We start from the raw sequence: 25,644 nt of genomic DNA, 5'->3' as shown, positions 1-25,644 counted from the left end.
GAGCCGAGAATGCTGCAACCACGGATTATGCCGTCCTGGACCGTCCCTGCCCCTGTATCAGCACGTGCCCGACAATGGGTGGGCTTGGGCGGTGTCCCGGTGAAGCTGATGGAATTCCAGGATGCGCTGCAGGAAATAACGGCCCGCGCCGGTGACGCGGACTCGCCCCCGTTGGGCGTCTGTTCGGCAAATCTCGACCACATCCTTCACTTTGGTGCAGGAGGCCGATGGAACGGCGCCATGGAAGCGCATACCTCCGTTGAGTGGTTAACGTTGGTTGACGGAGCCCCGCTGGTGGCCCAGGCAGCCCGGCTTACCGGACGGCAATGGCCGCGCTTGGCGGGAAGCGACCTCGTGCAACCGCTCCTGGATGAGGCCGAGCGTCACGGCCTCACAGTGGGCTTCCTTGGCGGTTCTGAGCGCGCCCAGGAATTGATCCGTGACAGGTTCGCGTTGGACCGCCCAAACCTCCAGGTTGTTGGATGGTGGGCTCCGGAGCGCGCTGTCATCAGCGATGAGCGGGCGTCGTTGGAACTTGCGGCGCGGATAGCGGAAGCTGCGCCGGACATCCTCGTGGTGGGCTTTGGCAAGCCCCGGCAGGAATTGTGGATCAGCACATACGGACACCGGACTGGAGCGAAGGTGCTGCTGGCATTTGGTGCAGTGGTGGATTTTCTTGCCGGACACGTACGGCGGGCGCCCCGATGGATCCAAAGCCACGGGTTGGAGTGGGCTTGGCGGCTCATGCTCGAACCTCGAAGGCTCGCCCGCCGATACCTGGTGGACGGCCCCGAGGCCTATCTGCGGTTGCGTAGGGACAGCTCCGTTTCAATGGTGCCGGACGTTGGGGTTGCCGGAAGCACTTATGGGGATTCACAGGAGGCGGATCCCGGGGACGTACCAACGAGCCCTCCCAATCGCCAGGTCCACCCGTTCCTGCCGGCATCAGCGGACGCCGACGTCGCCGTCGTCGTTGTGACCTATAACAATTCCGACGACGTCGGTCCCCTGATCTCAAGCCTGAGGCGCGAAACCGCCGACCAGACGATGAAAGTCGTCGTGGCTGATAACTCCCCCGATGACCGGACGTTGGCGGAGCTGGCGAACCACGCGGACGTTATTGCGGTGAGCACCGGTGGAAACCTCGGCTACGCGGGCGGGATCAATGCAGGGATGAGGGCTGCCGGCAAGGCCGGCGCCTACCTCGTGCTGAATCCTGATTTGCGGCTTGAGAGCGGCGCGGTGGCAGCAATGAGGCGAAGGATGCGCGATTCCGGAGCGGGAGTGGTGGTCCCTGCATTGCTTGACTATGACGGCAGCATCTACCCCTCTTTACGGCGTGAGCCCAGCGTGACACGGGCTTTGGGGGATGCGGCGTTTGGCAGCCGTCTTCCTGGAAGGCCGGGTTGGCTCTCCGAAATGGACTTCGACGATGAGAGCTACAGGTACCCGCATACCGTCGACTGGGCTACCGGGGCGGCGTTGCTGATCAGCGAACACACTGCCTCGACAGTGGGTGATTGGGATGAGCAGTTTTTCCTGTATTCGGAAGAGACCGATTTTTGCCGTCGGGCACGGCAAGCCGGACACCCGGTGTGGTTCGAGCCCAGGGCAAGGATGTGGCATGAACGCGGCGGCTCGGGAACGTCTCCACAATTGACTGCGCTCCTGTCCGTGAACCGGGTTCGCTACGCAGCGAAGCACCAGCCGCGTGGCCGGGCCTGGCTCTTCAGGGCTGCCGTGTGCGCCGCCGAAGTGGCACGGCTAAGCAAGCCCGGCCATCGGGAAGCCGCAGCGGCTGTGATGGATCGACGGCGTTGGAGTGCTCTCCCGCACGCCACGCAGAAAGTTTTTCCGGAGGTGGGTCTGCTTTCAGGGGCTGTCATTATTCCGGCGCATAACGAGGCCACGGTCATCGCCCGCGCGCTCGACAGCCTCAAGCCAGTCATCGAAACCGGCACGGTTGATGTCATCGTCGCGTGCAATGGCTGCACCGACGACACCGAGTCCATTGCTTCCCGGTACTCCGGCGTGAAGGTCCTCACAGTGCCCGTCGCCTCCAAAATTGCTGCCTTGAACGCGGCGGACAGGGCTACGGACCGGTGGCCCCGACTCTACCTGGATGCGGACATTGAGCTCAGCCCCCTCGCGTTGCGCGATGTTTTCTTGGCCCTTAAGGCGGGCCCGCTCCTGGCCGCAAGGCCCGCCTTCCGCTACGACACCAGCGGCGCATCGCGGATCGTCAGGTCCTACTACAGGGCTCGAAACCGGATTCCCGGCAATGCGCAGGGGCTCTGGGGTGCCGGAGCGTACGGTCTGAGCTTCCACGGGCATGCCAGACTTGGTGAATTTCCAGCTCTGACCGGCGACGACCTGCACGTGGACCAGTTGTTCCAGCCCGACGAGAAAGCCGTCTTGGCGACCGAACCCGTGGTGGTCAGGACGCCCCGTACAGCGGGTGACCTGCTCGCTGTCCTGCGGCGGGGCTACCGCGGTAACGCGGAGCACAGAGCTGCCATAGGGCCTGCCGCTTCGCCGGCGGCGTCGAGCATGCCTTCCTCCGTGCTGACGTTGGTGCAGCTGATGCACGCCACCCGTGGCCCCGTGAGCGCACTCGATGCCCTTGTCTACATGGTCTTCGCCGTTCTCGGTCGCCGTGGAGCCAGGCGGGCATACCTTGGCGCAGGTTCCTGGGAACGCGATGAGAGCAGCAGGGGCTAGCTGGTCTCCGCGGCGACGCTGCTCCGTCCGGCCCGGAAACCTCGTTTGGCCGGTGCCTGCGACAGCTCGACGGCATTGGCGTGGACTTTGTCGATGAAGTCTTCCAGGCGGTGATATTGCTCAACATAGGCGCGTCCCCGACGACCCATCTCTTCGGCCGACTCCGGGTCGGCCAGGAGGGACGCGATGCATTCCTTCAGTGCTGTCGCGTCCCCGGGTGGAACGAACACGCCGTTGACCGAGTCCTTGATGACGTCCACCTGGCCTGCGGTCCGGGACGCAACAACCGGTCTTCCCATGGCCATGGCCTCAAGGATCACGTTCACCCCCGCGTCGATGTCTGTCGGCAGCAGAGGGACCACCACGACTTTTGCGGCGGCATACGATTCGCGGAGCTCGAGCGGACTGTGGGACCGGACTTCACAGTTCCGGGGCCAGCCTGTCTCTTCGCGCACGTCGGTCGTGATGATCTTGTACCCGTTCAGGGCGACAACCAACGAGGCAGCTATCCGGACCGGAACGTCCAGGTCGGCGACTGCCTTGGCGAAAGTCGGGAAATCCCTTTGCGTTGATCCGGCCGAAAAGATGATGCTGTGCCGGGATGGCTTCGGGGCGAAGAACTGTAAGTCGACGGGATGCCGAACGAGGACGACGTCCTCCGGTTTGAAGCCGATGTGGTTGACGGCAACGCCCTGCTGGATCGAACTCCACGTCACGATTCTGTCGATTCCGGCGCGGACGAACTTCAAGGGCCAACGGACGGCCGGTTTCGACAACCAAAACATGAGCGCCAGGTGCGGCGTCTTGACGCGAAGGATAGCGAACAGGGCCGCAAGCGCCACAGAGTGGCGCTCCGACCAGGTGATGACCACGTCGTAGGAGGGGCTGAGGCGGGTGGCTTCCAAGGCTTGTGCCGCGAACGACGGTAGGCGCTTGTAGAGCCGGGACCTCAATCCTGTGACCTGCTCAAGTGCGTTCTCGTCAAGGACATCGCAATTTAGCGTTTCCTCGAAGAGCAAGCTCCGCGGCCCGGCTCCGGAGAGCTCCATGCGGCGGCGCTCCTCACGTGTAACGGTCGAACGTCCGCGGGTTTTGACGAGAAGGATCCTCGGCGCTGTGCTGCCGGGTTCCCCGCCGCTGGTTCCCCGCTCCGTTGGAAACATCACGCGCCCTTCTTTGCACGTCGGAAGACATGCTCCATTAGCTTGTTTGCAGGGAAGAGCCGCGAGTCGGCGGGGGCATCTCCCCCGAGCTCATCCTGCACGATCCTCCACACGGCACCGGCCATGCCCAGCATGAAGAACAGCATCGCCGCCGCCATCGGGAATGAGAGTCCGTCGAAGAAGGCGAAAGTTACGGCAACTGCCGTCAGGGATGCCAGGACGGCCTGGCTGGCCTGACGCAGCTCGTCTCCCTTGGCGTTGCGTCGGGCACGCCAAGCGCACGCAAGTCCGGCGACTATCAAGATCACAAACATGCACAAGCCGACTATTCCAAGTTCTACAAGGAGCCCCAGGTACTGGTTGTCCACGATGACGTACTCGGGCAGGAAGGTTCCAAAACCGCGCCCGAAGATGGGGTTGTTTTCCACCATGCCGAACGCTGTGGAGTAGCCGTTCGTCCTGGAGGTGATGCTGGTGTCGTCCGCGCCAACTGTGAAGAGCCCCCTAAGGGTCCCGAGCATCCCGGGCGTGACGAGGTAGATCACTCCGAGCATGCCGACGAGCGCCACGTAGGCCCGGCGCCGTATCGTCCGGCTCCAGGCGGGAACCAAGAATATAAAGGCTATCGCAACGGCGATCAATGCGGACCTGGAGACGGACATCACTGAGGCGACCGCGATGGCGCCCACTGGCAGCCATCGGAGGAGGAGATTCCTCCCGGTGTCGGTGATAGCCAAGGTCAGGGCCATGGGAAAGGAGCTGGACAGGACAACACCGTACTCCAGTGGATGGGCGGCCATACCTGCGGCCCGGATGAAGCCGCCCCTGACGTCGATGTTGGCGAGTTCGGCGCTCGGTGACAACCCCGGGATGGAAATCCAGTCGATGAGCGACGCGCCGGTGGCAAACTGGAGCAAGCCAAGGACTGCCGTAAATGTACCCACGAGCACCACTCTGCGCATGATCGCGAACAATCCACGGCGGTTTTTTACGCCGTCGTGGATGAGGAGGAGTATTCCTGCCCATGCCAGCAGCCGGATGAGTCCGCCGTCGGCGGGGCTGGACTCTTTCTCGGGCAAGCCCTGCAGCATGGCGATGGCGTAACTTGCGACAGCGACTCCAAGGAAGAGTGCCAGGGCGAGGCGTACGGGGCGGCGCCCCACCGCTTCGGGGGTGGTGCGGTTCACCTGATACAAAATCCACCACATCAGGGCAAGCAGCGCCCACAGTGTGGTTAAGCGCCCCACGGTGCCCAAGGCGGCAACTGTCAGGTGGGAAGGAACGGCACACGTCACGACGAGGAAGACCGTGGCGAAGGTAACCACGTCCGAACGCTCCGGGGACTGGCCGTCCCGGTTTACCGTTTGTTCCCCCATTCCGGGGGTTCTCGACAGTTCCCGCATGCTCCTACACCACCGTCGCTTCACTGAGGCGGCGGCGGGAAGCCAGGAGGTTGTCCAGGGCTACACAGACCGCCACGGCGGCCGCTCCCGTCAGGAAGAGCCAAGCGCCGGCACCCTTGAGCCGGTCGGTTTGGGTTCCGCCGCCGAAAATGATCTCCGGACTCGATGGCGTGGTCACGGTCGAGATCAGGCTGGAGCGGACGTTGCCTTCCTCCTGCAGGGTGGCAGTTTCGTCATTGATCCGTTCAATGACTCCCGCGAGGACTTGGTTGACCCGTTCTGCGCTGGAATCGACCACTTGCACCACCAGGACCGGTCGGCTGAAACTCTTGGTCCATTGCCCTCCGGCGTTGGGAAGAGTCACGGAGAACCCTTGCTTGACGCCGGCTCCGTGGAGGGTGCCACGCGACATGACGAGATTGACCGAATCAGAGTCATCATTGACGCGTCTCTCCACCAACGCGGCGAAGGGCACGAGCGCGGCAATATCTCCGCCTGGAATCCAGTAGGCAGGGTCGCTGTTCCCCGCCACGAACGAAACTTCCACCTGCGCCCAATACACCGGTTCCAGGGAGCGTATGACGCCCAGCCCGGCCAAACCCAGCAGCAGGACTGCAACGGCGGCATACCACCGCCTTCGCAGAATCCGGAGAACTGTATGGGAGGTCATGGTCACGAGGGCCGTTGCGTCAACGGGACCGGCGGCGTCACTTCATTGGACAGGGACACTTGGGGGGTGGACCGGCTCATGATGCGGGCCGTCCGAGTCCGTGCGGAGCCCTCCTTCATCGAAGACGTGGCCGCGGAACCGGCCAGTGCAGGAACCCTGTCCGAACCCGGGTGGCCGGCGTCCGCAGCGTTCCCGATGCTGCGTCGACGCCTTTTGGACGTGCCGGACGTTCCGGTACCGGCTCGCTCCCTGCGAGCCCTCAGCAGTCCATCGAGCAGGACGCTCGCAACCAGTGTAAGACCAACACCTCCGGCTCCCGAGACGAGAAGGAGTTGGGTACGTGCTTTCGCCTCCGGGACCGCCCGGCTATCAGCCAGGAGGGTCATGGTGGAAATCCTCGACTCTTCCGGGACGTTGAGGGCTTCCTGCATGCCGGTCAAGGAGACAGGAGCCTGTGCCATGACCGCCCGCATGACAGCCACTGATTCGTCCGGGTTGGACGAGGTGGCCGTGATGAGCAGGATGGCGCCGCTCGTATTACGGTCGGTCTCGGCAGTGTAGGTCGCGTCGGAGAAACCGGCCATGATCCTGCCGCGGATTTCTTCGGATGAGAGTCGCCGGGTCAGGATGTCGAGTGCTTCACCCATGCCACCGAGGTTGAGGTATGGATTTCCTTCGGGCCCGACACTGTTGCTCGACGGCATGATCACGAGGCTAGCTTGTGCTTTGTATTTCTCCGGTGCGTTCTGTTGGACCTGGAGACAAAGGGCAAGCGTCATAAGAAGGCCGAGCACCACTAAGTACCATCTCCGCGCGAGGCTTTTCAATATTGATTTTATTTGCATCGTGTATTCTCCCGCCGGGTGTTCCTCAGAAGTACTTTCACCTTGTCAATTCCCGCAGGCCCGAGCAGCCGGACGATGGCCGCTTTGACTGCACTCCTGAGAGTGTCCCGGAGCATGCGGGAGGGGCGTCGGAAAAGGGCATCGCGCACAAGGTCGATGCTCGTGACGCTGCCGGCGTCGTCAAGCAGCCCGGGAAACCGGCGGACAAAGGGCCGCGGGGAAACCAGCCGTCCGCGAACCCTGTTGCTGACATTGGAACCGTGGACACTCTGCAACCAAGCCGGGGGTCCATCGATGTCCTTGATCGCCATGGCCTTGCCGAGCTGGTCATGCCAGGCGGACCAGCACGTGGCGGGAGCGGACCACACGGACCTTACTGAACAGAAGGCGTTCCGGTGGTCGCGTCGCAGGTAGACCGAGGGACCTTCCTTGACCAGTCCTGAAGCCAGGTAGATCGCGGTGGGAAGCTGCTCGCAGTCAGCGGCTTGGACGCGCGCCACAAAATCGACCGCCAAGCCGTCGTCGTTATCGACATTGGAGGTCAGCAGTTCCGGCGAGCGCCTGCCGGTAACGTGCGCGATGTCCTCAAGGAGCTCGTCAGTGGAGACCTCGGCGCGGAATACTGGGGTGAAGATGCCGTCCGTGTTGAGGGTGTGGATTCGTTTGGTCAACCATTCGGGGCTTTCCGGATCAAAGTAGACGATCCAGTGGAATGCCTTTTCTGTTTGGGCCCGGACGGAAGGGACGCAGTACTTCTCGAAGAGTTCCACCCGTTCCCGAAGCCATCCGTCTTTTGCGCGGATCAAGCTTTCGAAGCCTTTTGAGGGAAGGTTGAAGCGGGTCAGGAGGACGTGGTCGACGGCGGCGGACCGGTCGGTTGTTGCGTCGCCGGGCGGGAGTAGATCCGTTGCGGCGCCGCGCCTGTTCCGGTTTTGGTCTTCCCCGGAGAGGAAACGCTCGATTGTGGTTGCCCTGGCATCCCAGCTGTGGGCGCTGGCGACGGCCCGGACATCGTGCCGAAGTTCCGGGGACATGGGTTGGTGGAGGGCCTCGAGGACGTGCCGCGTGAACATGGCGGGTGACGTTGCGCGGGCGATGGCCGGGGAGTCGATCCACCGGGTGGATGGCAAGTCCGTGGCTACTACCCGAAGCCCCGCGGAAAGATATTCAAGGGTCTTGAGGGGAAAGCTGGACCTGTTGAACTCTGTGTCGGCATATGGCGTGATACCGACCGCTACTGTGTGCAGTAACCGTGTGACCTCATCTTGCGGGGTGAGGCCGCGCCAATCCACGTTTGGCCGGGTCAATATTGCGTCCAGCCGTGACCGGAATGCCGGGTCCTCGTCGGCCCGCGGCCCGATGACGAGAAGCGGCACGTTGGTCTCCGCCACAGATTCCAGCATGTCAAGGTCCAAACGTCGGGTGAGCTGGCCAACCAAGGCAACTACGGGACGGCGTTCTGTGCCGTTTGGTGCCGCTGCGGGGCCGCAGCCGTTGGGCAGGACTTCCACGGGCCTTCCGGAGAGTTTCGAGATCTTGGCGGCGAGTCCTTCGGAAACGGCGGAGATGACGTCCGCGGAGCGGATGTTCGCTTGCAGCACTTGCAGCAGGTGGGACGGGGCGAAGCCCATGAGGCTCGCCCCGGCCAACCAGTCATCGGTCAGGTGAAGGAGGCGTGTGCCGCCCGGTTGTGATGGGAACAGCATGATCGGCGAGGCGTTCACGATCCCTGCGATGCGGCTGTCCGCCCTGCGGATTGCCGCATCGATGCAACGCCGCACCACGGCATCTGTTGAGTGCCGGACCACTGGCTTGCTGACGCCTGGCAGCGCTGGAACGCGGAGCCGGGCGATGTCGGGTTCCACGTCCTCCGGCGCTCCGCGGAGGCTGCGTAGGAGGTGGCAACGGACGTCGGCATAGCCATGGAGGGGAACCGGATGATCTACCCACAGGACGTTGTTGCTGCGGGAGAGGGACCTGGCCAGCATCTTGTCGGTTCCCGGGAGGCTGTCCCAACGGGTTCCTGACATGTAGATGATCGTGTCCATCAAAGACTCCGTCCACGGGCAGCGGCAGTGGCCTGTGCTGCCACGGGCACCGCATTGAAGTCGTCGGCGGTGTTGCTGCCGAAATGCTTGTTATACCGGCGCCGGCCCACATAGGCGGCGTATCTGAGGGCCCCTGCTGTTTCGGCGACGAACGATGAAGACGTCCAGCCGCCGTCGTGCAGCAAGTTTTGGTAGAAACTGACCTGAACCCTCGCGGCATTGCTCAGAGAGAACCTGTCTTCAACCACGGCGCGTCCAAATGCGCCCAACCGCTCCCGTTCGGTCTTGCTGGTGAGCAACGGTCCGAGGATGGAAACCAGCCGTTGGGTGCCGGTCGCGGCTCCCTTGCCAAGGCCGTACCACCCCTGCCATAGGAATTCCCCCAGGGTTTCGGCGGTCAACAGCTCCCAGTATCCGGATTCCCCTTGGACGATCAGCGGTTTGCCGAATGACATTCCGCGCAGCGCGGAACTGCCCATGCCCACGACGACGTCGGCCGCGGCGTACGCCGGCCGGGGATCCGGAATTTCACCGGTCAGGACAACAACGGACCGTTGGAGCCTGTTGTTGATGGCTGCGGCCCGCTCAAGCGCTTGGCCCATTCCGGGTCCATCGCCCACGACGACCAGCCGGACATCCTTGTGGAGGGCCAATTTTGCGACGGCGTCCATCGCCGACAGTATTCCCTCCAGTTTGAGCTCCCGGGCCAGTCGCGAGACGCAAACGACGGTCAACGCTCCGTCAGTCAAACCGAAGCGTTCCCGAAATTCGCCGGGCACGTCAATCGCTGCGGCGTGGTTGGCGAAGGTGTCTACGGGAGGTTCCAGCAGACCCAGCCGTCGGCGGCCATAGGCCTTCTCGACCTGGAGTATCTGTTCGGTGCCCACGAGCAGCGGCATCGATTTGGGGATGAACGGGGCAACGGCCATGGACATGACGGTTGCAACGCTGATGGTGCCCGGCATCACCCGTGATGCCAGGAGGCATTCCAACGCGGGCGGCCACTCGTAACCATGGAGGACGTCAATGCCCCTGTCGTGGGCCAGTTGGCGTAGCGCCCGGCAGACAGAAGGTGAGGGACGCTTCCGTGGCGTAGGGGCCGCCACGAATTCCAGGTCCAGTTCCCGCACCTTGTGCATCAGGGGGCCTGGTTGGCCAAAAACGATGACGTGGTGGCCAAGATCCCGCACCGCGGCTCCCAGTTCGATGGCATTAAGCTGGCTGCCACCGATGCGGAGGTCATGTGGGTACACGAGGATTTTCATGCGGGGACCTCTTGTCCATGGGTGATGCGGCGCAGGAGCTTGATGTCCCCTAGCCGCAGCACGATCGATGCCGCGATGGCCGGCAAGCCGACCACAAGGCACGCGCCTACCGCCAGGAGGGGATCCGCGATCGACGATGCAACGAGAAAGGTCACTGCACCGGCTGCAACGGAGATGGCAAGCGGTGCCCCCAGCGGCAAGAGGAGTGCACCAAGTGGCATACCGGCTCCTGCGAGCGCCTTCAAGTACAACGGTGTCGTCACTGCCGCGGCCACCACCAAGGGGGCGGCTGCGAGTCCGGTGAGTCCGGCGATGTTCGCGCCGAAGAGCAGCGCCGGGAACAGGACCAGCAGCGACAGGACCTGGACGCCCAGGATGGAAACGGATTTCTTGAGGACAACGAGGAAGTCGTAGATGAGCTCGTGAAGGACTTTGAAGACGGCGACGGGGGCCAGCCAGGCAAGGACGACTGCCGCGGGTGACCATTCCTCGCCGTAGAGGAGGGTGACGACGGGTACGGCGCCGGCAGCCAGCACTGCAGATACAGGCATCATCGCCGACCCCATGACTCCAACAACGGACGCCATGACTGTCCGCATTTGCGCGGGCGCGTCCTGCAACCGGGCGAACGCGGCCGGCGCGACGCTTCTGAGTGGTTGGGACACGAGGCTGGAGGGCCACCCCGCCATGTTGAGGGCCAGGACGTAGAATCCCAGCGCAACCGGCCCAAGCATTTTTCCCACGGTGAGCTGGTCCAGGTACCCCACAGCGAAGACCACCATGCTGGCGCCGGCCAACGGCAAACCGAAGAGAAGCAGTTGCCTCGCGGAGGACGGGGAGAATCCGAAACGGTAAGGCAAGGGTGAGTAGATGAGGAACAGGATGCCCGAGACGAGGCTCGCGGCCACTCGGCCGACGGCGAGGCTCATGGCACCCATGCCGAGGATGACCAGCAGCAGGGAGGCTCCCGCGCCCAGCCATACATTGACCTGGTCGATCACCATGCGTTGGCCCTGCCGGAAGTTTCGCTGCAGCAGGGCGGCGGGAGTTGAGACCAGGCCGTTCAGCACGATGCAGGCAGCGAGGACGCGGACGACGTCTGTTGCCTGCTCGTTTCCCATTGCTGCTGTGAAGTAGGGAGCCGCAGCGTAGGAGATCGCGAACAGAAGCAGACTGCACGCCGTGGAGATGGTCGTTACCGTGGCGGCGATTTCTTTGGGGTCCCCCGGCCAGCGGACAATGGCAAGGCTGACACCGAGTTCGTTGAAACTCAGCACTGCCATCAACGCCACGAACGCGATGGCGTAGGTTCCGAATTGCTCGGGTCCGAGCAACCGGGCGAGGGCGATGCCTATTCCTATGGTTCCGATGCGGGTGACCAGAGCGTTCAGGACGCTGATGACGAACGCCCGCGTTGGCGTGGGCGTTCGTCGCGTCACTGAAGAACTCTTCAGGGTCACAGAACGCCTTCCAGTTCGGGCGAGTACCCGCGGCGGATAACCCGCGCCGGCACACCAGCCCATGTCTCGGCTTCGGGCACGTCTTCCAGGACTGCAGCTCCCATGCCGATCGTTGCTCCTGCTCCGACGGAGCGGCGCTCGCGGATGCTGGCGTTCATGCCCAGGTAGGCGGCCCGTCCGATGTGGACGTTGCCGCCGAGGGAGACGCCGGCGGCCAGTGTTGCGAAGTCGCTGACGACGTCGTCGTGGGTGAGGGTGACTCCCGGCATTGTCACAACGTGGCTGCCGACGGTGACGGAGGCGGTCATGGTGACGTTGGCCAGGATGATGCTTCCGAGTCCAACCCTGCATCCTTCCGGAGGGTGAACCGATGGATCCACGGCGGTGGCGTAGCGGTCTTCGGCGAGGCCCAGCGTTCGCAGCCGCATGACCACGCTCTCCCGTCCGCTTCCGGACCCGATGCAGACCAGAAGCAAGGCGTGCGGGAACGTGAGTGCATCGCGGATGGGTCCCAGGACGTGGGCGCCGTCAACGACCCGGCCCAGCTTGTCCTCGTCGTCGTCGAGGATCCCTATGACGTCGTACTGTCCGCTGTTGCGAACCATGGCGAGTACTTCGCGGGCCAGCCCGCTGGCGGCTATCAGCAGGAGTTCGCTCATTTTCGCTCTCCTGCCGCGCGGAGTACCGAATCGATGACGCGGAGCTGATCGCTCAGCGTGAGTTGGTGGTACAGGGGCAGGATCAAGGTGTGGTCTGTGAGCCACTCGGTCGCTTCCAGTGCGGCACCTCCGGTGTCCCTGCCTGCATACGCGGGTTGCCGGTGTGCGGCCATGATGCCCCGTCTGGCCGAGATACCGTCTTCGGCCAATCGGGCCATCAGGGCGTCCCTCCCCAAGGGGAAGGCCGGTCCTACCTCAAGCCAGCACGACTGGTAGTTTCCGGTTCCGTAGTGCGGGTCGGCCACCAGGCGCAGGCCCTCCACGCCCGCGAAAGCCTCGGCGTAGCCGGCCGCCAGTTCCCGGCGGCGCCGGACCGCTGTTTCCAGCCGGCCCAATTGAACGATCCCGACGGCGGCCTGAAGGTCGGTCATGCGGTAATTGAACCCGACTTCGAGGTACTCTTCGGCCGGTGCCAGGATGCTGGCATGCCGGTCGGCGGCGGAGACGCTCATGGCATGTTCACGTAACCGGCCCGCCCGGTCTGCCACCTCCCGGCGGGATGTCGAGAGCATGCCGCCTTCGCCTGTGGTCAGGATCTTCCGAGGATGAAAGGACCACGCGGCTATGTCAGCGCCGACTCCTACGGGCCGTCCGCGGTACCGCGAACCGATGGCGCAGGCCGCGTCCTCGATCACCGTGATGCCGAGCGGATCGCAAAGTGCCCGGATAGGCTCAAGGTCTACCGGCACCCCTCCTTGATCTACGACAATGACCGCCCTTGTTGCCGGCGTCAACGCTGCTGCGATGGTGTCAGCGGTGACACAACCGGTCATGCGGTCAACGTCCGCGAACACCGTACGGGCGCCCACGTAGCTTGGGGCGTTGGCTGTTGCAATGAAGGAGAACGAGGGAACCACCACGTCGTCTCCGGCGCCTGTCCCGGCGGCTTCCAGGGCGAGGTGGAGGGCAGAGGTGCAGCTGGAGACGGCGACGGCAAAGGCCGACTCCTGTTTCAGCGCGAAGGCTTCCTCGAACTGCTTCACTTTGGGTCCTTGGGCTACCCATCCGGAGGCTATGACCTCGGCGACGGCCTGGGCCTCTTCGGCGCCCAGCCACGGTTTCATGACATCGATTCGTGCTACGGAGGTTTCGTAGGTGGTCATCGTGCACCCACAACCGGTGCTTCGGAACCGGGCACGGACCGCGTTGCCGCGATCTCCTCGCGCAATGGTCGCCACCACGACACCAAAGTGGCGAGGCCGTCTTCCAGCCCCACTGCCGCTTCGAAGCCCAGGTCCCGGCTGGCCGCGACGGTGTCTGCCAACCGTCGGGCAACCCCGTTCACGGCACGTTCCGGTCCGTGTTCGACGTGCAGCGGCGACCCCATCACTCGCAACAGGGTCTCGGCGAGTCCGGCCAAGCTGGTTTCGACCCCGCTGGCTATGTTGTAGACGCCTTCCCTCACGTCACTCGCTGCAGCCAGGACGTTTGCCCTGGCTACATCCGCGGTGTGGACAAAGTCCATGGTCTGCTGCCCGCTGCCGAAGATCAAAGGCGGCAGGCCATCGGCAATCCTCTCCATCCAGCGGACCAGGACCTCGGTGTAGAGGCCGTGGACGTCCATTCGTGGCCCGTAGACGTTGAAGTAGCGCAGCAGGACGTAATCCAGTCCGGACATGGCCCGGAAGCTCCTGGCCATGCCCTCGTTGAATGACTTGGCGGCACCATAGAAAGTGTCATTGTTGTGGTGGTGGTGGTTTTCGTTCGTGGGGAAGCTTTCGGCCATGCCGTAGACGGAGGCGCTCGACGCAGCGATGACTTTGCCTACCCGGTGCTCCACAGCTGCTTCAAAAACGTTGAACGTTCCGTCCACAAGGACCTCAAGCGCCAAGCGGGGCTCTTCCGCGCACTGCGTAATCCGGATGGCAGCCTGGTGGAAGACCAAATCCTTGCCCCGGACGAGGTCGTGAACGAGGTCCCGGTCACGAAGGTCACCCTCCACGAGCCGCAGGCGGTTGGTGCGCTGCGCGTCGTCGAGGTTTGCCCGGCGTCCCCGCACGAGGTTGTCCAGCACGTCAACGTGCCCCGCACCGGCGTCGAGCAGTTGGTCAACGAGTGTGGAACCGATGGTTCCGGCGCCTCCGGTGACCAGCACATTCGCACCGAGCAGCGCGTTCACCGGGCAACCTGGAGCGTGACCTCGTTGCCTGCAACGATGGTTGACTGCCCGTCAGTCCCCAGGCTTTGGGTAACGGCTTCAAGCACGGACAGGACCCTGAGGCCCGATTCGCCGCTGGTGCGCGGCATGGTGTGGTTCCTGATGGATGCCGCCAGCTCGGCCACCACCTGGCCCAGCGGTTCACGTTCCTGCAACGCCGGCGACCACGTATCGCCGAGCCGGTAGGAAATAGCCGACGTCTTCCTGTCCGCGGCGGACCTTGGCTGCTGTTCCAGGCTGACACCGCGGTCATAGACGCTCAACCTCTGCTGCGGGTTGAGGTCGTCCCAAACCAGGGTCCTCTTGGACCCGCCGATGATCATTTGCCTGATCTTGGTGGGGCTGAGCCAATTGACGTGGATGTGGACCATGGCGTCGTTCGGCAGTCCAAAGGTCAGGTGCCCGACACAGTCCCTGCCGGTACCCAGCGGGTCGGCGCCGTGGGCGGAGATCTCGGTAGGGTGCAGACCGCCCGGAAGGACGAAGTCCAGGATGGAAAGGTCATGCGGCGCGAGGTCCCAAAAGACATTGACGTCCGGTTGGACCAGGCCCAGGTTGATGCGGACGGAGTCGACGTACAGGATGTCACCCAGCGCTCCGGTTGAAACCAGCTCCTGGATCTTGAGGACCGCCGGCGTGAAGCAGTAAGTGTGATCCGCCATGAGGACCAACCCCTTGGACTTGGCTTCCTCCACCATCTCCAGGCCCTTGGCACGGCTGTCCGCAAGAGGCTTTTCCACCAGGACGTGCTTGCCGGCACGTAACGCAGTCATCACTACGCCGTGATGCGTATGGGCCGGCGTTGCGACGGCCACCGCGTCAAGGTTGTAGGTGTCCAACAGTTCGTCCAAGGACTCGACGACGGCGACCCCGCCTACCGTTTCCGCCAGCCGAAGGCCGCGCTCGACGTCGAGGTCGCAAATGGCCACGAGTTCCCAGTCCGGGCTCGCTTTCAGGTTCCTGGCGAGGTTGGGACCCCAGTAACCCGCTCCGACCACGGCGATTTTCAACTTTTGCGTCAGCCCGTGGCCATTGAGGTGGCTCGTTGGGATGGTTCCAATGCTCATTTTCCACTCGGATTCTGTGATGGATGGCTCGGCTTCTTTTTGGGTTGGAGCTTTGCGGAGGTCAATAGGCACCTGACGGTTGGATCATCGCCTTGAAGGTCCGCCACATGATCATCAAATCCCCCGCTATTGACCAGTTTTCGACGTAGTAAAGATCCAGCCGGACTGCTTCTTCCCACGGGAGGTCGGAGCGTCCGTTGATTTGCCAAAGTCCCGTGATACCGGGCTTGATGAGCAGCCGCCGGTGCGTGTGGCGCTCGTACCCGCTGACTTCGCGGAGAAGCGGCGGCCGGGGACCAACCAGGCTCATGTTCCCTACGAGCACATTCCAGAATTGGGGCAACTCGTCCAGGGAGTACTTCCTCATCCAGCGCCCGCAGGCTGTGATCCTCGGGTCTCCCCGGATCTTGAACAGCACGCCTGCACCTTCGTCCTGCCCCGTGAGTTCGGCCAGGCGGGCTTCGGCATCGACCACCATGGAGCGGAATTTCAGCATCCGGAAGGTGGTTCCCTGTTTCCCGATCCTTTCCTGCTTGAACAGCACAGGGCCAGGACTGTCAAGCCTGACTATCAAGGCCAGGACCAGCAGGATCGGCGCCAACACCAGCAACGCGGCAGAGGAGACAAAGATGTCCATGAGCCGTTTAAGGGTGTGTTTTCCGCCCGAGTAATGCGGAATGTCCACATGCATCAGCGGCAGGCCCTCCACCGGACGCCAGTGGATACGGGGGCCGGCCACGTTGGTCAGCGTGGCCGCCAAAACCAGTTCGGCGGCATCCTCCTCGAGACGCCAGCCCAGTTCCTGGATGAACTGGTTGCCGCCCGGCACGGGGCCGGCAACGATCACTGCGTTTGCACCGGTCTGCCGGACCGTATGGGCGATACCGTAAATGGAGGACAGCACAGGCACCCGGGCGTCGTCCACCACGAGCACGGCGCCCCGCCGGGCACCGGGAAGGCAGGCACCCACAATGTCGTACGCAGCCCCGGATTTGCGGTTGATCTGTTTGACGACATATCTGACATCCTGCGGCTCCCCCACCACGATCGCGCGTGAGAGGCAGCGTCCGCGTGACTTTTGCCCGTTCAGCCAGCGCCGGAAAATCCAACGGTTGCCCGTGAGTGCCACCACGCCCAGGGGCAGGGACACCACGACGAAGGAACTGACTGATTCGAGCCGGAACACCACAGCGACAAGGCCCAGGAAGCCGAACACCCGAAGGCTGGCAGTAAGAACACGCTTGTATTCTTCGGGACCTACGCCCAGGACCTTCGGATCCCGGCTCCGGTAAACCTCCAAGGCTGCGATCCAAGCAACTGCCAGCACGCACCCGATCATGACGTGTTGCCCCTGGCCCGCGCCGCCAGGGGCAACAACGGGCCCGTCAGTGTTAAGGATGAAGCCGGCGAGGACAGCGACAGCCACCAGCGCGGTATCCGCCAAGCAGAGGGCGCCGGTGAGCAACTGCGTCCAGCTGGAGCCCCCGCGCCGCGGGCGGGATCTGCGACCGGTCATCGTTGGAACAAGAGATTGGGTGACTGGCGGCATGGGATTCAGGGTGACATCTGCCCCCAATGCCGCCAGTCCCGCCTTTTCAGTCCGTTGTGCAGCAACGGACTTGTCAATCCAGGGAGACACCGGCGGATTGACGTCGGTGATGGCAGGAGTGCCGGTGAAAGCTGCACCTGTGGGTAGCTGGTGTGCACCGTTGGGTGCCACCTTGCCCATACGCAAGACTGGAACTCTTACCATGTCAGCCTTCTTCGCAGACCTGCCATTGCCTACAACCCAGTGAAGCTGCGGCGGTCAGGAGGCGCACCAGTAGTCAGTACTCAAGTTTGCGCAGGATTACCCAATGCCCCTACGTGCGAGTACCTAGCTGGCCCAGGCAGGACTACGTGGTTTCAAGCTGCTCCCAGCACGCAAGAAATCCGGAATCCAGTGGCCTGGCCAGCACAAAGCCTGCTGAAAAACGGCACAAAAAACCGGCCACCTGAGGTGGCCGGCTACTGCGAGGTCAGTCCTCCAGGCTTTCCAGGTCTTCATCGAGGACGTCTTCGTCGTCCTCTTCCTCCTCGTCAAACACCTGGAGCGGAGTAACCTCGGAATACGATTCGTAAAGCGCGTCCTCATAGACTTCGAAAGCATCGGCGACGGCGAAGAACGCCGCCTCAACAGCAGGGTCGCCTTCGCCACGCCGGGCGGAAGCGGCGGCCAGGTGCTCTTCGAGCGCAGCAGTCAGTGATTGCAGCGCGACACGCGGATCGATGCTCATGACTTCACGTTAGCCGGAAAAGGACGAAAATGGAGAGGGATGAAGGAACAATTTCAGGGCGGCTCCGTTGAGCGCCAACGAGACTACGGACGTCAGTACGAATACCTCGTATTGACGGTTGGACCTGACGATTCCCTGCCGGAGGCCCGCCGACGGCTTGCCGAGCATTCGGAGTACGGCAAGTGGGAGCTGGAACGCAGCCGGCTCTACATGGGCGGAGGAAGACGCTTCTGGTTGCGGCGCAAGGTGTACTCGATCCAGCGGACCGTCTAACGGCCTTCAGCTTTCCAACGGCCCCAGCCAGGCGTTGGCCACGGTGTTATGGGCCGATTCGTCGTTGGAGGGGTGGAAGATTCCCGCGAGAACATCCCGGTAAAGCCGCTCCATCTCCGAACCACGGAAGTAGCTTGACCCGCCCGTCACGCGGATGGCCAGGTCCACCACATAGCGCGCGTTTTCCGTGGCCCGGGATTTGAGCCCTACGAGCTTTGGGAACCATTGCGGACCGTGGTCCACGACGTTGTCGATATCGCGGGCGATCATTGATATCTGTGGCTGGATACCGTCCATGGCCAAGGCAGCGTCAGCCACCTTCCAGCGAATGTCCGGGTCCTGGGCAAAATTCCGTCCTCCGTGCTTGGCCGAGACGCGGCGCTTCACGTTGTCAACGCCGAGCTTGAAGGCACGCTCCGCCACTCCTGTGTAGACCGCCGCCAGCAAGGTCTCAAAGCATGCGAAGATCGCAAAAATCAGGAGGTCCTGGTTGGGGCCAACGGGTAATTTGCGGAAGATCCGCTCCGAAGGGACCACCGCACCGTGCAGCAGCGTGGTGTTCGAGGCACTGGCCCTCATGCCAAGCGTGTCCCAGTCGCTGAGGGTTTCGTGACCGGGTTCGTCACGCCGGATGAACCCAAACACCAGCTCGCCCTCGCCCTCGCGGGCGTCCGGATCCTTGCCGAAGGTCCCCAGCCTGGTCCAGCCGCGCGAAAGGCTCGTGAAGATCTTCCTCCCGGTGAAACGATAGCTTCCGTCGGGAAGGGGCTCAGCCACCGTGCCCGAGTCAAACAGCATCGAGTCGTTGCCCGCTTCCGAGATACCGAAGGCGAACACTTCGCCCTGGCCGGCCTCCTTCAACACGAAGTCGAGGGAGCTGTCACCCCTTGCGGCCATCACCTGCGCGACGCCGGTCCACACCAGGTGCATGTTGACAGCCAATGCTGTGGCCGGCGCAGCCGTGGCAAGGCGCTGCTGCAGCGCGGCCACCGCTTCGAGACCGAGTCCCGGACCGCCGTCGACCTCCGGTACGAACAACTTCAGGTAACCGGCCGCAGCAAGTTCCTCCAGGTCCTCGTGAAAGAACAGGTTGTTCCGGTCATAACCGGCAGCGCGGCCGCGCAGGCGTTCCAGCAACGCGTCCGGAAGGATTTCCTCGGTATTCATGCTGGATCTCTCCTGCCCTGTTCCTAGTAGTTGCTCAGCAACCTGTTGAGGACCCGTGCGCCGAACCGGAGCGATTCGGCCGGAACGCGTTCGTCCACGCCGTGGAACATTCCCGTGAAGTCGAGCTCGTCCGGGAGCATCAGCGGGGCAAAACCGTAACCGGTAATGCCGATCTTGCTCAGGGACTTGTTATCCGTGCCGCCGGACAACGTGTAGGGCAGCACTTTGGCCCCGGGATCCTCCGAGTGCAGGGCATCGATCATGGAGTCCACGAGGTTTCCGGCAAACGGAACTTCCAAGGAGACATCCTTGTTGACGTAACTGAGCTCGATGCCGTCTCCGGCCAGTTCTTTGATGGTTTCGAAAACGAGTTCCTGCTGGCCGGGAAGAGTCCTGCAATCCACGAATGCCTCGGCCGACTCCGGAATGACGTTGTGCTTGTAGCCGGAGCGCAGGAGCGTCGGGTTGGAGGTGTTCTGCAGGGTCGCACCCACAAACCGGGCTACTGTTCCAAGCTCCTTGAGGAGGATGTCCGGGTTGTCGGCGTCGAACTCGACTCCCGTGAGCTCGGTGACGCCGTCCAGGAATTGCCGTGTGGTCGGTGTCAGCTCCACCGGCCACTTGTGTTCGCCGATCCTCGTGACAGCAGCGGCCAAGCGGGTAATCGCGTTGTCCGTGTTGATTTGCGAGCCGTGCCCCGCCCTGCCGTGGGCTACCAGCCGCAGCCACGAAAGGCCCTTCTCTGCAGTCTGCAGCAGGTAGGTGCGCTGGCCGCCTATTGTGGCGGAGAAACCACCGACCTCAGAAATTGCCTCGGTGGCGCCGTCGAAAAGTTCGCGCCGGTGCTCAATCGCATACCGGGCGCCATACGTGCCGCCTGCCTCCTCATCCGCGAAGAACGCGAAAATAATGTCCCTTTTGGGTTTACGGCCGGAACGGGCGAAGTCCCGCATCACGGAAAGGATCATGGCGTCCATGTCCTTCATATCCACAGCGCCGCGCCCCCAGATCAACCCGTCTTTGAGTTCGCCGCTGAACGGGTCCACTGTCCATTGGTCCTTGAGTGCGGGCACCACATCCAGGTGGCCATGCACCACGAGTGCGTCTGCCGACGGGTCCTCCCCCGCCATGCGGGTCACGACGTTGGCCCGCCCCGGCGCAGATTCGAAGATTTCCGCTTCCAAGCCCACTTCGGAAATGAGGCCTGCCGTGTACTCCGCTGCAGCGCGTTCACCAGGGCCGGTTCCATCGCCAAAGTTGGTCGAGTCGATCCGGATAAGCTCCTGGCAGATCCTGACAACTTCGTCTTCGGGGCGTATGTCGGACATGGAAATTCTCCTCGCGTGGTTAGGCTGCAGGTCCCGATGACGCGCAGTGCGGATCCCGCAACTGTCCCGTACCGTTCTCCTCAGCCTACCCACCAGAGGTGGTACCGGTGGAGAGGACCGCCGCGGCTGTCCACTGCGGGCAACCGCCGCCCGGGCATCACCGTGACGATTTTCAAGTTCACCTTGAACCGTGTTAGAGTTTTTCTCGCTGCTTCGGAGGAAAGCGAAGCGCCGGAAGGCGCCGAAGTACTCCGGACACCACCTGCGCGGGTGGCGGAATGGCAGACGCGCTAGCTTGAGGTGCTAGTCCTCGAAAGGGGGTGGGGGTTCAAGTCCCCCTCCGCGCACGAACCCAAGGCCTGGAATCCACGGATTCCAGGCCTTGGCTGTTTGTCGGGTTGTTCTGTGATCTGACCGTTAGAGCCTTTAGGACTTTGGTCACATTGTTGCAGTACTTGTCGTGCGTCTCAGGGAGATACCCTTTCGCGATCACGACGGACCGCCAACTTGTCCTCAACGCCCTCCAAGGTCAGGCGGGGCGTCCTCGCCAGCCGTCTCCACAACGCATACACCTCAAGATCCACACCGTTTCGTTCGGCCGTGGAGTTCATAACATCCCTCCACGCGTTGACTCCGAGACTGATCGACTGCTTCAGTCCACCAAATTGCCTGCTGCGGATGATGAGACGACCCGTGTGACCCATGAGCACAGGGGCGAGCAACACCGCCGGAGAGTGGTACCACTTGAACCGAAGCTCACTTCGCCATCTCATTTGTCGGCGCCTGAGGGGTTCGCGGTCAGGATTGGGGCAATGTTCGACAGGGTCCGCCGTGCCGTGCCGGACAACGTAGCCTTCTGCCAGCAGGCGGATGGAGACATCCGACTCCTCACAGTAGAACCTGTAGGATTCACGCAAGCCGCCGCAGGCCAGGACCGCATCCCGGCGCAGCGCATGCGCAGCACCTATGAAGCTGCGCGCCAGCTCGACGCAGTGGCCGGAGGTATCACCCTGCATGAGGGAACCGTTCTCCTTGAACGGGATGGCGACTGCTGCGATGCCGGGTGACGTGAAGTCGTCCAGCGTCTGTCGGGCTGTGTGGACGGATGTGAAGTAGGCGTCATCGTCCAGGATGATCACGAAAGGCGTGGACGCTTCCCGGAGGCAAATGTTCCGGGCGGCAATGAGCCCAACGTTCCGCTGGCCAACGATGAGGCGAACCTCCGGAAAGTGCTTCCGAACTGTTTCAGCGGTGCCGTCGGTGGACGCGTCGTCGTACACAAGGATCGGTATCGGCGGGACTTGCCGCACTGCGCTGGACAGCAGTCTCTTCAGGTCCTCGACACGATTGTAGGTGGAAACGCACAAACCGATGTCGTTCAAGGTCCACCGTCCACTTCATTTCCGGGTCTTGCCAAGAGAATAGCTGTCCGGTCAACAGCATGGGAGAGCCCTGTTGGACGTATTTTGCTGCTTAGCCCAGTGATGCCACGCTTCCACTGAAATGTCGCCGGCCGCTGCGGTGGTTCCACGCTACGTAATCCGAACGCCCCCACTCGCCGTCGTCCGTTTGCACGGTGGCGATATCCAGCGCCACCCGTGCAGGGAGGAACACCGGCGCCTCGAAAGCCACATCCCAGGTGAAAGCATCGGACTTGACCGCACCGACATCAGCCAATGCCCGCGAAGCAAGGTACATGCCGTGGGCAATCGAACCGCGCAAACCCAATGCTTTGGCGGACAGTACACTCAGGTGGATCGGATTGAAATCGCCTGACACCGCGGCATAGTTCCTGCCGGTGTCCAATCCCAGTTTCCACAGTGCTGTGGGAACGGGCGGAGAAAAATCCTTGGACCCGGCGGCGCCGTTGGGGCCGCCCGCCTTGTCGATACCGGGCAGGAAGACCCCTTTGGCGAGGTAGGTCGAAACTCCCCGCCACCGGACGTCCCCGGTTGAGCTGCCCGAACGGACCTCTGCCACGATGTCCACCTGCGTGCCTGCACGGTGGCCCGAGAGGTTTTCCGTCCAGGACCGGATATCGAGGGCCTCCGTAAACAGGACGGGTGCACGCTGCTCTACATGGTTCTTGAGATGGATCATGCCAAGCAGAGGAAGGGGAAAGTCATCACGGTTCATCACGCTCATGGAAACGGGAAAGGCCAACGCGTGGATGAACCCGGCAGGAAGGACATCGCTTGCCGTCTCCCCTACCAAGTGCTGGTAGGCAGTCAGGTTTCCCACGTCCGCCCGGACCCCACGAACCTCATGGATGACCGACGGAAGCTTCTGTTTACCGGTTGATGGACCAAGGACGCGTCGCCGGGCAGCGGTTGCGGCCGCATTGACGTAGAGCTTGGACAGTGAGGGCAGTTCCCCGAGGATGACCGGCTGGGGTTGGCTCATGCTCCCACCAATTGCTGTCCGCAGACGCGCAGGACTTCGCCCGAGATGCCGCCGGCGGAGTCGCTCGCAAGGAAAGCGATGGCTTCAGCCACGTCCTGCGGCTGGCCGCCCTGCCTGAGCGTATTAGCCCTTCGGGCAGCTTCCCGGATGGCCAGCGGCATGCGCGCTGTCATCTCCGTTTCAATGAACCCGGGAGCCACGGCGTTGATGGTTCCGCCACACGGTTCCATCAGCGGCGCTGTGGAACGGACCATGCCGATCACGGCCGCTTTGGATGCCCCGTAGTTCGTCTGGCCCCTGTTGCCGGCGATGCCGCTGGTGGAAGCAACCGAAACGATCCGGGGTGACGCCTTGAAGTGTTCGGATGCCAGCAAAGCTTCGTTGATCCTCAACTGTGCGGCGATATTGACCGCAATGACCGATTGCCAGCGGCCTTCATCCATGTTCGCCAGCAGGCGGTCCCGGGTGATCCCCGCGTTGTGCACCACGATGTCGAGCCTGCCGTGGCGTTCCACTGCGTGGCCTATGATCCTTTGCCCGGCATCTTCGCGGCTGATGTCCAGCTGGAGCGCTGTCCCGTGGACCTCGTTGGCTACTGCTGCCAAATGGTCCCCCGCTGCAGGAATATCCACGGCTACAACCTTCGCGCCGTCGCGGTGCAGCGTCCGGGCAATAGACGCGCCGATGCCCCTGGCCGCCCCTGTGACCACGGCGACTTTGCCGGCCAGGGGCTTGTCGAAGTCGGCCGGCAGGCTGCCGGACGGGCCCGTGACCGTCAGGAACTGGCCGTCCACGTATGCCGATCGGCCCGAGAGGAAGAAACGCAGTGAGCCCAGGACGGAGGGACTTGTGGTGGCCAGGTCCTCCGACAGAATGATGCCGTTGCCGGTAGTACCTGCCCGCAGCTCCTTGGCCAGGGAACGCAGTAGTCCATCAATGCCCTGCCGCGCGGCCGCTGCAGCGGGCGTCGACGCCGAGTGGGCAGTCCTGGACACCGTGATGATTCGGGCGTTGGGAGCCAGGTCCCGCAACGATGCACCCACCGTCAGCACCGGCTTGCCCAGGTCTTCGGGGTGCTGGACAGCATCCATGACGAGGATGATGGCACCGAGCTTCTCCTTGGGAAGCGCGTTTCGGCGGACATCCAGGCCCCAGCCCAAAAGCGTCGTGGCGAGGTCGTCGGCGCCGACGCTGTCTCCGTTAACCAGGACAGGGCCCTCGACGAGTGGTGCGCCGGGCTGATGGCGCCGAAGCACAACAGGCTGGGGAAGGCCGAGCTTCTTGGCCACGTTCTTCCCCAGGCCCTGGCTCACAAGGTCGATGTACTTGTCTGTCATGACTCCCCTAAGCCGCTTCCAGAATGGCAACCACGCCCTGCCCGCCGGCAGCGCATACCGAGATGAGGCCGCGCGCGGGCCGGCCGTCCACGCTGCCTCTCTCGTGCAGCATCTTTGCCAACGAGGCCACGATCCGGCCACCGGTGGCGGCAAAGGGATGGCCCGCCGCCAACGACGATCCGTTGACGTTGAGTTTTGCCCGATCGACCTTGCCCAGCGCACCGTCAAGTCCGAGCCTTGTCCGCCCAAACTCTTCGTCTTCCCATGCTGCCAGGGTGCTGAGCACAGTGCCGGCGAAAGCCTCATGGATTTCGAAGTAGTCAATGTCTTCGAACGTCAGCCCATGGCGGGAAAGCAGACGGGGTACGGCGAAAACCGGGGCCATAAGGAGGCCATCCTTGCCATGGACGAAATCAACAGCGGCCGCCTCGCCGTCGAGGACCGTGGCAAGCTTGGGCAGGCCGTGGGTATCAGCCCACTCCTCGCTGGACAACAGAACCGTGGACGCCCCGTCGGTAAGTGGGGTGGAGTTGCCTGCCGTCATGGTGGCCTCCCCTCCAAGGTTCTTCCCGAACACGGGCTTCAACGTGGAGAGCTTCTCGAGCGTCGTGTCAGCCCGGAGGTTGGAGTCCCGGCCAAGCCCGCGGTAGGGCGTCATGAGGTCATCGAAGAAACCCCGGTCGTACGCAGCGGCCAGGTTGCGGTGGCTGTTGAAGGCAAGTTCGTCCTGTGCCTCGCGCGAAATGTTCCACTGGGCAGTGGTGACTGCCTGATGTTCTCCCATGGACAGGCCGGTCCGGGGTTCACCGGTGTTCGGGGCGTCGGGGGCGAGATCCTTGGGACGGATCCGGCTGAGGATCCGGAGTCTTTGCACCGGGGTTTTGGCGCGGTTCAAGTCCAGCAGGATTTGGCGCAGTCCCTCGCTGACGGCGATGGGTGCGTCCGAGGCGGAATCGACTCCCCCGGCGATGGCGGATTCGATCTGGCCCAATTTGATCTTGTTGGACAACCCGAGGACGGTTTCCAGTCCGGTGGCGCATGCTTGCTGGAGGTCGTAGGCCGGTGTCTCGGGCGACAACGCCGAGCCCAGGACGGCTTCCCTCGTGAGGTTGAAATCCCGGGAGTGCTTGAGTACGGCACCGGCCGCAACTTCGCCGATCCGTTCGTCCTGGAGCCCGAAGCGGGCGATCAGCCCGTCCAATGCTGCGGTAAGCATGTCCTGGTTGGAGGACTTGGTGTAGGCCCCCCCTGTTCGGGCAAAGGGGATTCGGTTGCCACCCACGATAACTGCCGGGCGGAGCGGGCGTGCGCCGTTCGCCGGCCCGCCAACGCTGGTCATGT

The 25,644-nt window shown here is 63.1% G+C and carries 21 protein-coding genes and 1 tRNA gene; 3 read left to right on the top strand and 19 right to left on the bottom strand.

Annotated elements, in window-relative coordinates:
- The first annotated feature begins 9 nt into the window (after nt 1–9).
- Nucleotides 10–2,721 carry a WecB/TagA/CpsF family glycosyltransferase gene (locus AB0N65_RS02705; protein WP_364157340.1) on the top strand — a complete coding sequence of 904 codons (2,712 nt, stop codon included), beginning with the start codon at nt 10–12 and terminating at the stop codon, nt 2,719–2,721.
- Here the strand turns inward: AB0N65_RS02705 and AB0N65_RS02700 are convergent.
- The 13 genes from AB0N65_RS02700 to AB0N65_RS02640 form a co-directional block, all read right to left on the bottom strand.
- A complete protein-coding gene (locus tag AB0N65_RS02700) occupies nt 2,718–3,884 on the bottom strand; it encodes a glycosyltransferase family 4 protein (RefSeq protein WP_364157987.1) in 1,167 nt (388 codons plus the stop codon). The genes AB0N65_RS02705 and AB0N65_RS02700 overlap by 4 nt on opposite strands.
- Nucleotides 3,884–5,260 carry an O-antigen ligase family protein gene (locus tag AB0N65_RS02695; protein WP_364157337.1) on the bottom strand — a complete coding sequence of 459 codons (1,377 nt, stop codon included), beginning with the start codon at nt 5,258–5,260 and terminating at the stop codon, nt 3,884–3,886. Before AB0N65_RS02695 ends, AB0N65_RS02700 begins: the two co-directional genes overlap by 1 nt.
- A gap of 31 nt (nt 5,261–5,291) precedes the next feature.
- The gene (locus AB0N65_RS02690) at nt 5,292–5,957 is read right to left on the bottom strand and encodes a hypothetical protein (protein ID WP_364157335.1); all 666 of its coding nucleotides are present in this window, start codon (nt 5,955–5,957) and stop codon (nt 5,292–5,294) included.
- Nucleotides 5,958–5,959: 2 nt separating this feature from the next.
- The gene (locus tag AB0N65_RS02685) at nt 5,960–6,661 is read right to left on the bottom strand and encodes a hypothetical protein (protein WP_364157332.1); all 702 of its coding nucleotides are present in this window, start codon (nt 6,659–6,661) and stop codon (nt 5,960–5,962) included.
- A gap of 131 nt (nt 6,662–6,792) precedes the next feature.
- Nucleotides 6,793–8,850, bottom strand: coding sequence for a glycosyltransferase (locus AB0N65_RS02680; RefSeq protein ID WP_364157328.1), 2,058 nt, complete (start codon nt 8,848–8,850; stop codon nt 6,793–6,795).
- Entirely contained in the window at nt 8,850–10,115 is a 1,266-nt protein-coding gene (locus AB0N65_RS02675) for a glycosyltransferase (RefSeq protein WP_364157325.1), read from the bottom strand. Before AB0N65_RS02675 ends, AB0N65_RS02680 begins: the two co-directional genes overlap by 1 nt.
- Nucleotides 10,112–11,575 carry an oligosaccharide flippase family protein gene (locus tag AB0N65_RS02670; protein WP_364157322.1) on the bottom strand — a complete coding sequence of 488 codons (1,464 nt, stop codon included), beginning with the start codon at nt 11,573–11,575 and terminating at the stop codon, nt 10,112–10,114. The genes AB0N65_RS02675 and AB0N65_RS02670 overlap by 4 nt, the downstream gene beginning before the upstream one ends.
- The gene (locus AB0N65_RS02665; protein WP_364157319.1) at nt 11,572–12,234 is read right to left on the bottom strand and encodes an acetyltransferase; all 663 of its coding nucleotides are present in this window, start codon (nt 12,232–12,234) and stop codon (nt 11,572–11,574) included. Before AB0N65_RS02665 ends, AB0N65_RS02670 begins: the two co-directional genes overlap by 4 nt.
- Nucleotides 12,231–13,397: a DegT/DnrJ/EryC1/StrS family aminotransferase gene (locus AB0N65_RS02660; RefSeq protein ID WP_364157316.1), complete on the bottom strand. Its 1,167-nt coding sequence runs from the start codon at nt 13,395–13,397 to the stop codon at nt 12,231–12,233. Before AB0N65_RS02660 ends, AB0N65_RS02665 begins: the two co-directional genes overlap by 4 nt.
- Entirely contained in the window at nt 13,394–14,413 is a 1,020-nt protein-coding gene (locus AB0N65_RS02655) for an NAD-dependent epimerase/dehydratase family protein (protein ID WP_364157314.1), read from the bottom strand. Before AB0N65_RS02655 ends, AB0N65_RS02660 begins: the two co-directional genes overlap by 4 nt.
- On the bottom strand, nt 14,410–15,519 hold the full coding sequence (locus tag AB0N65_RS02650) for a Gfo/Idh/MocA family oxidoreductase (RefSeq protein ID WP_364157312.1): 1,110 nt from the start codon (nt 15,517–15,519) through the stop codon (nt 14,410–14,412). Before AB0N65_RS02650 ends, AB0N65_RS02655 begins: the two co-directional genes overlap by 4 nt.
- A gap of 61 nt (nt 15,520–15,580) precedes the next feature.
- A complete protein-coding gene (locus AB0N65_RS02645) occupies nt 15,581–17,272 on the bottom strand; it encodes a sugar transferase (RefSeq protein ID WP_364157309.1) in 1,692 nt (563 codons plus the stop codon).
- Between the two features lie 265 nt (nt 17,273–17,537).
- Nucleotides 17,538–17,795: a hypothetical protein gene (locus tag AB0N65_RS02640; protein WP_364157307.1), complete on the bottom strand. Its 258-nt coding sequence runs from the start codon at nt 17,793–17,795 to the stop codon at nt 17,538–17,540.
- 39 nt (nt 17,796–17,834) lie between these two features.
- On the opposite strand from AB0N65_RS02640, the gene AB0N65_RS02635 reads away from it, so the two are divergent.
- The gene (locus AB0N65_RS02635) at nt 17,835–18,068 is read left to right on the top strand and encodes a DUF5703 family protein (RefSeq protein WP_364157305.1); all 234 of its coding nucleotides are present in this window, start codon (nt 17,835–17,837) and stop codon (nt 18,066–18,068) included.
- Between the two features lie 6 nt (nt 18,069–18,074).
- Here the strand turns inward: AB0N65_RS02635 and AB0N65_RS02630 are convergent, their stop codons facing one another.
- Both AB0N65_RS02630 and AB0N65_RS02625 read right to left on the bottom strand, forming a co-directional pair.
- On the bottom strand, nt 18,075–19,235 hold the full coding sequence (locus AB0N65_RS02630; RefSeq protein WP_364157303.1) for an acyl-CoA dehydrogenase family protein: 1,161 nt from the start codon (nt 19,233–19,235) through the stop codon (nt 18,075–18,077).
- Between the two features lie 23 nt (nt 19,236–19,258).
- Nucleotides 19,259–20,563: a M20/M25/M40 family metallo-hydrolase gene (locus AB0N65_RS02625; protein ID WP_364157301.1), complete on the bottom strand. Its 1,305-nt coding sequence runs from the start codon at nt 20,561–20,563 to the stop codon at nt 19,259–19,261.
- 264 nt (nt 20,564–20,827) lie between these two features.
- Between AB0N65_RS02625 and AB0N65_RS02620 the strand changes: the two genes are divergently transcribed.
- Nucleotides 20,828–20,910, top strand: a tRNA-Leu gene (locus tag AB0N65_RS02620).
- A gap of 120 nt (nt 20,911–21,030) precedes the next feature.
- Here the strand turns inward: AB0N65_RS02620 and AB0N65_RS02615 are convergent.
- The 4 genes from AB0N65_RS02615 to AB0N65_RS02600 all read right to left on the bottom strand — a co-directional run bounded on the left by AB0N65_RS02615 (nt 21,031) and on the right by AB0N65_RS02600 (nt 25,642).
- Complete coding sequence (locus tag AB0N65_RS02615) at nt 21,031–21,945, bottom strand: glycosyltransferase (protein ID WP_364157299.1); 915 nt, start codon at nt 21,943–21,945, stop codon at nt 21,031–21,033.
- A gap of 91 nt (nt 21,946–22,036) precedes the next feature.
- Complete coding sequence (locus AB0N65_RS02610) at nt 22,037–22,966, bottom strand: MaoC/PaaZ C-terminal domain-containing protein (protein WP_364157297.1); 930 nt, start codon at nt 22,964–22,966, stop codon at nt 22,037–22,039.
- Nucleotides 22,963–24,303: a 3-oxoacyl-ACP reductase gene (locus AB0N65_RS02605; RefSeq protein ID WP_364157295.1), complete on the bottom strand. Its 1,341-nt coding sequence runs from the start codon at nt 24,301–24,303 to the stop codon at nt 22,963–22,965. Before AB0N65_RS02605 ends, AB0N65_RS02610 begins: the two co-directional genes overlap by 4 nt.
- 7 nt (nt 24,304–24,310) lie before the next feature.
- On the bottom strand, nt 24,311–25,642 hold the full coding sequence (locus AB0N65_RS02600) for an acetyl-CoA C-acetyltransferase (protein WP_364157985.1): 1,332 nt from the start codon (nt 25,640–25,642) through the stop codon (nt 24,311–24,313).
- Between the last annotated feature and the right edge of the window lie 2 nt (nt 25,643–25,644).

This window comes from Paenarthrobacter sp. NPDC089322 (genome assembly GCF_040684895.1).
Classification (GTDB): domain Bacteria; phylum Actinomycetota; class Actinomycetes; order Actinomycetales; family Micrococcaceae; genus Arthrobacter.
Note: the sequence above shows the minus strand (reverse complement) of the source record. Positions and strands in the feature narration are given on the sequence as shown.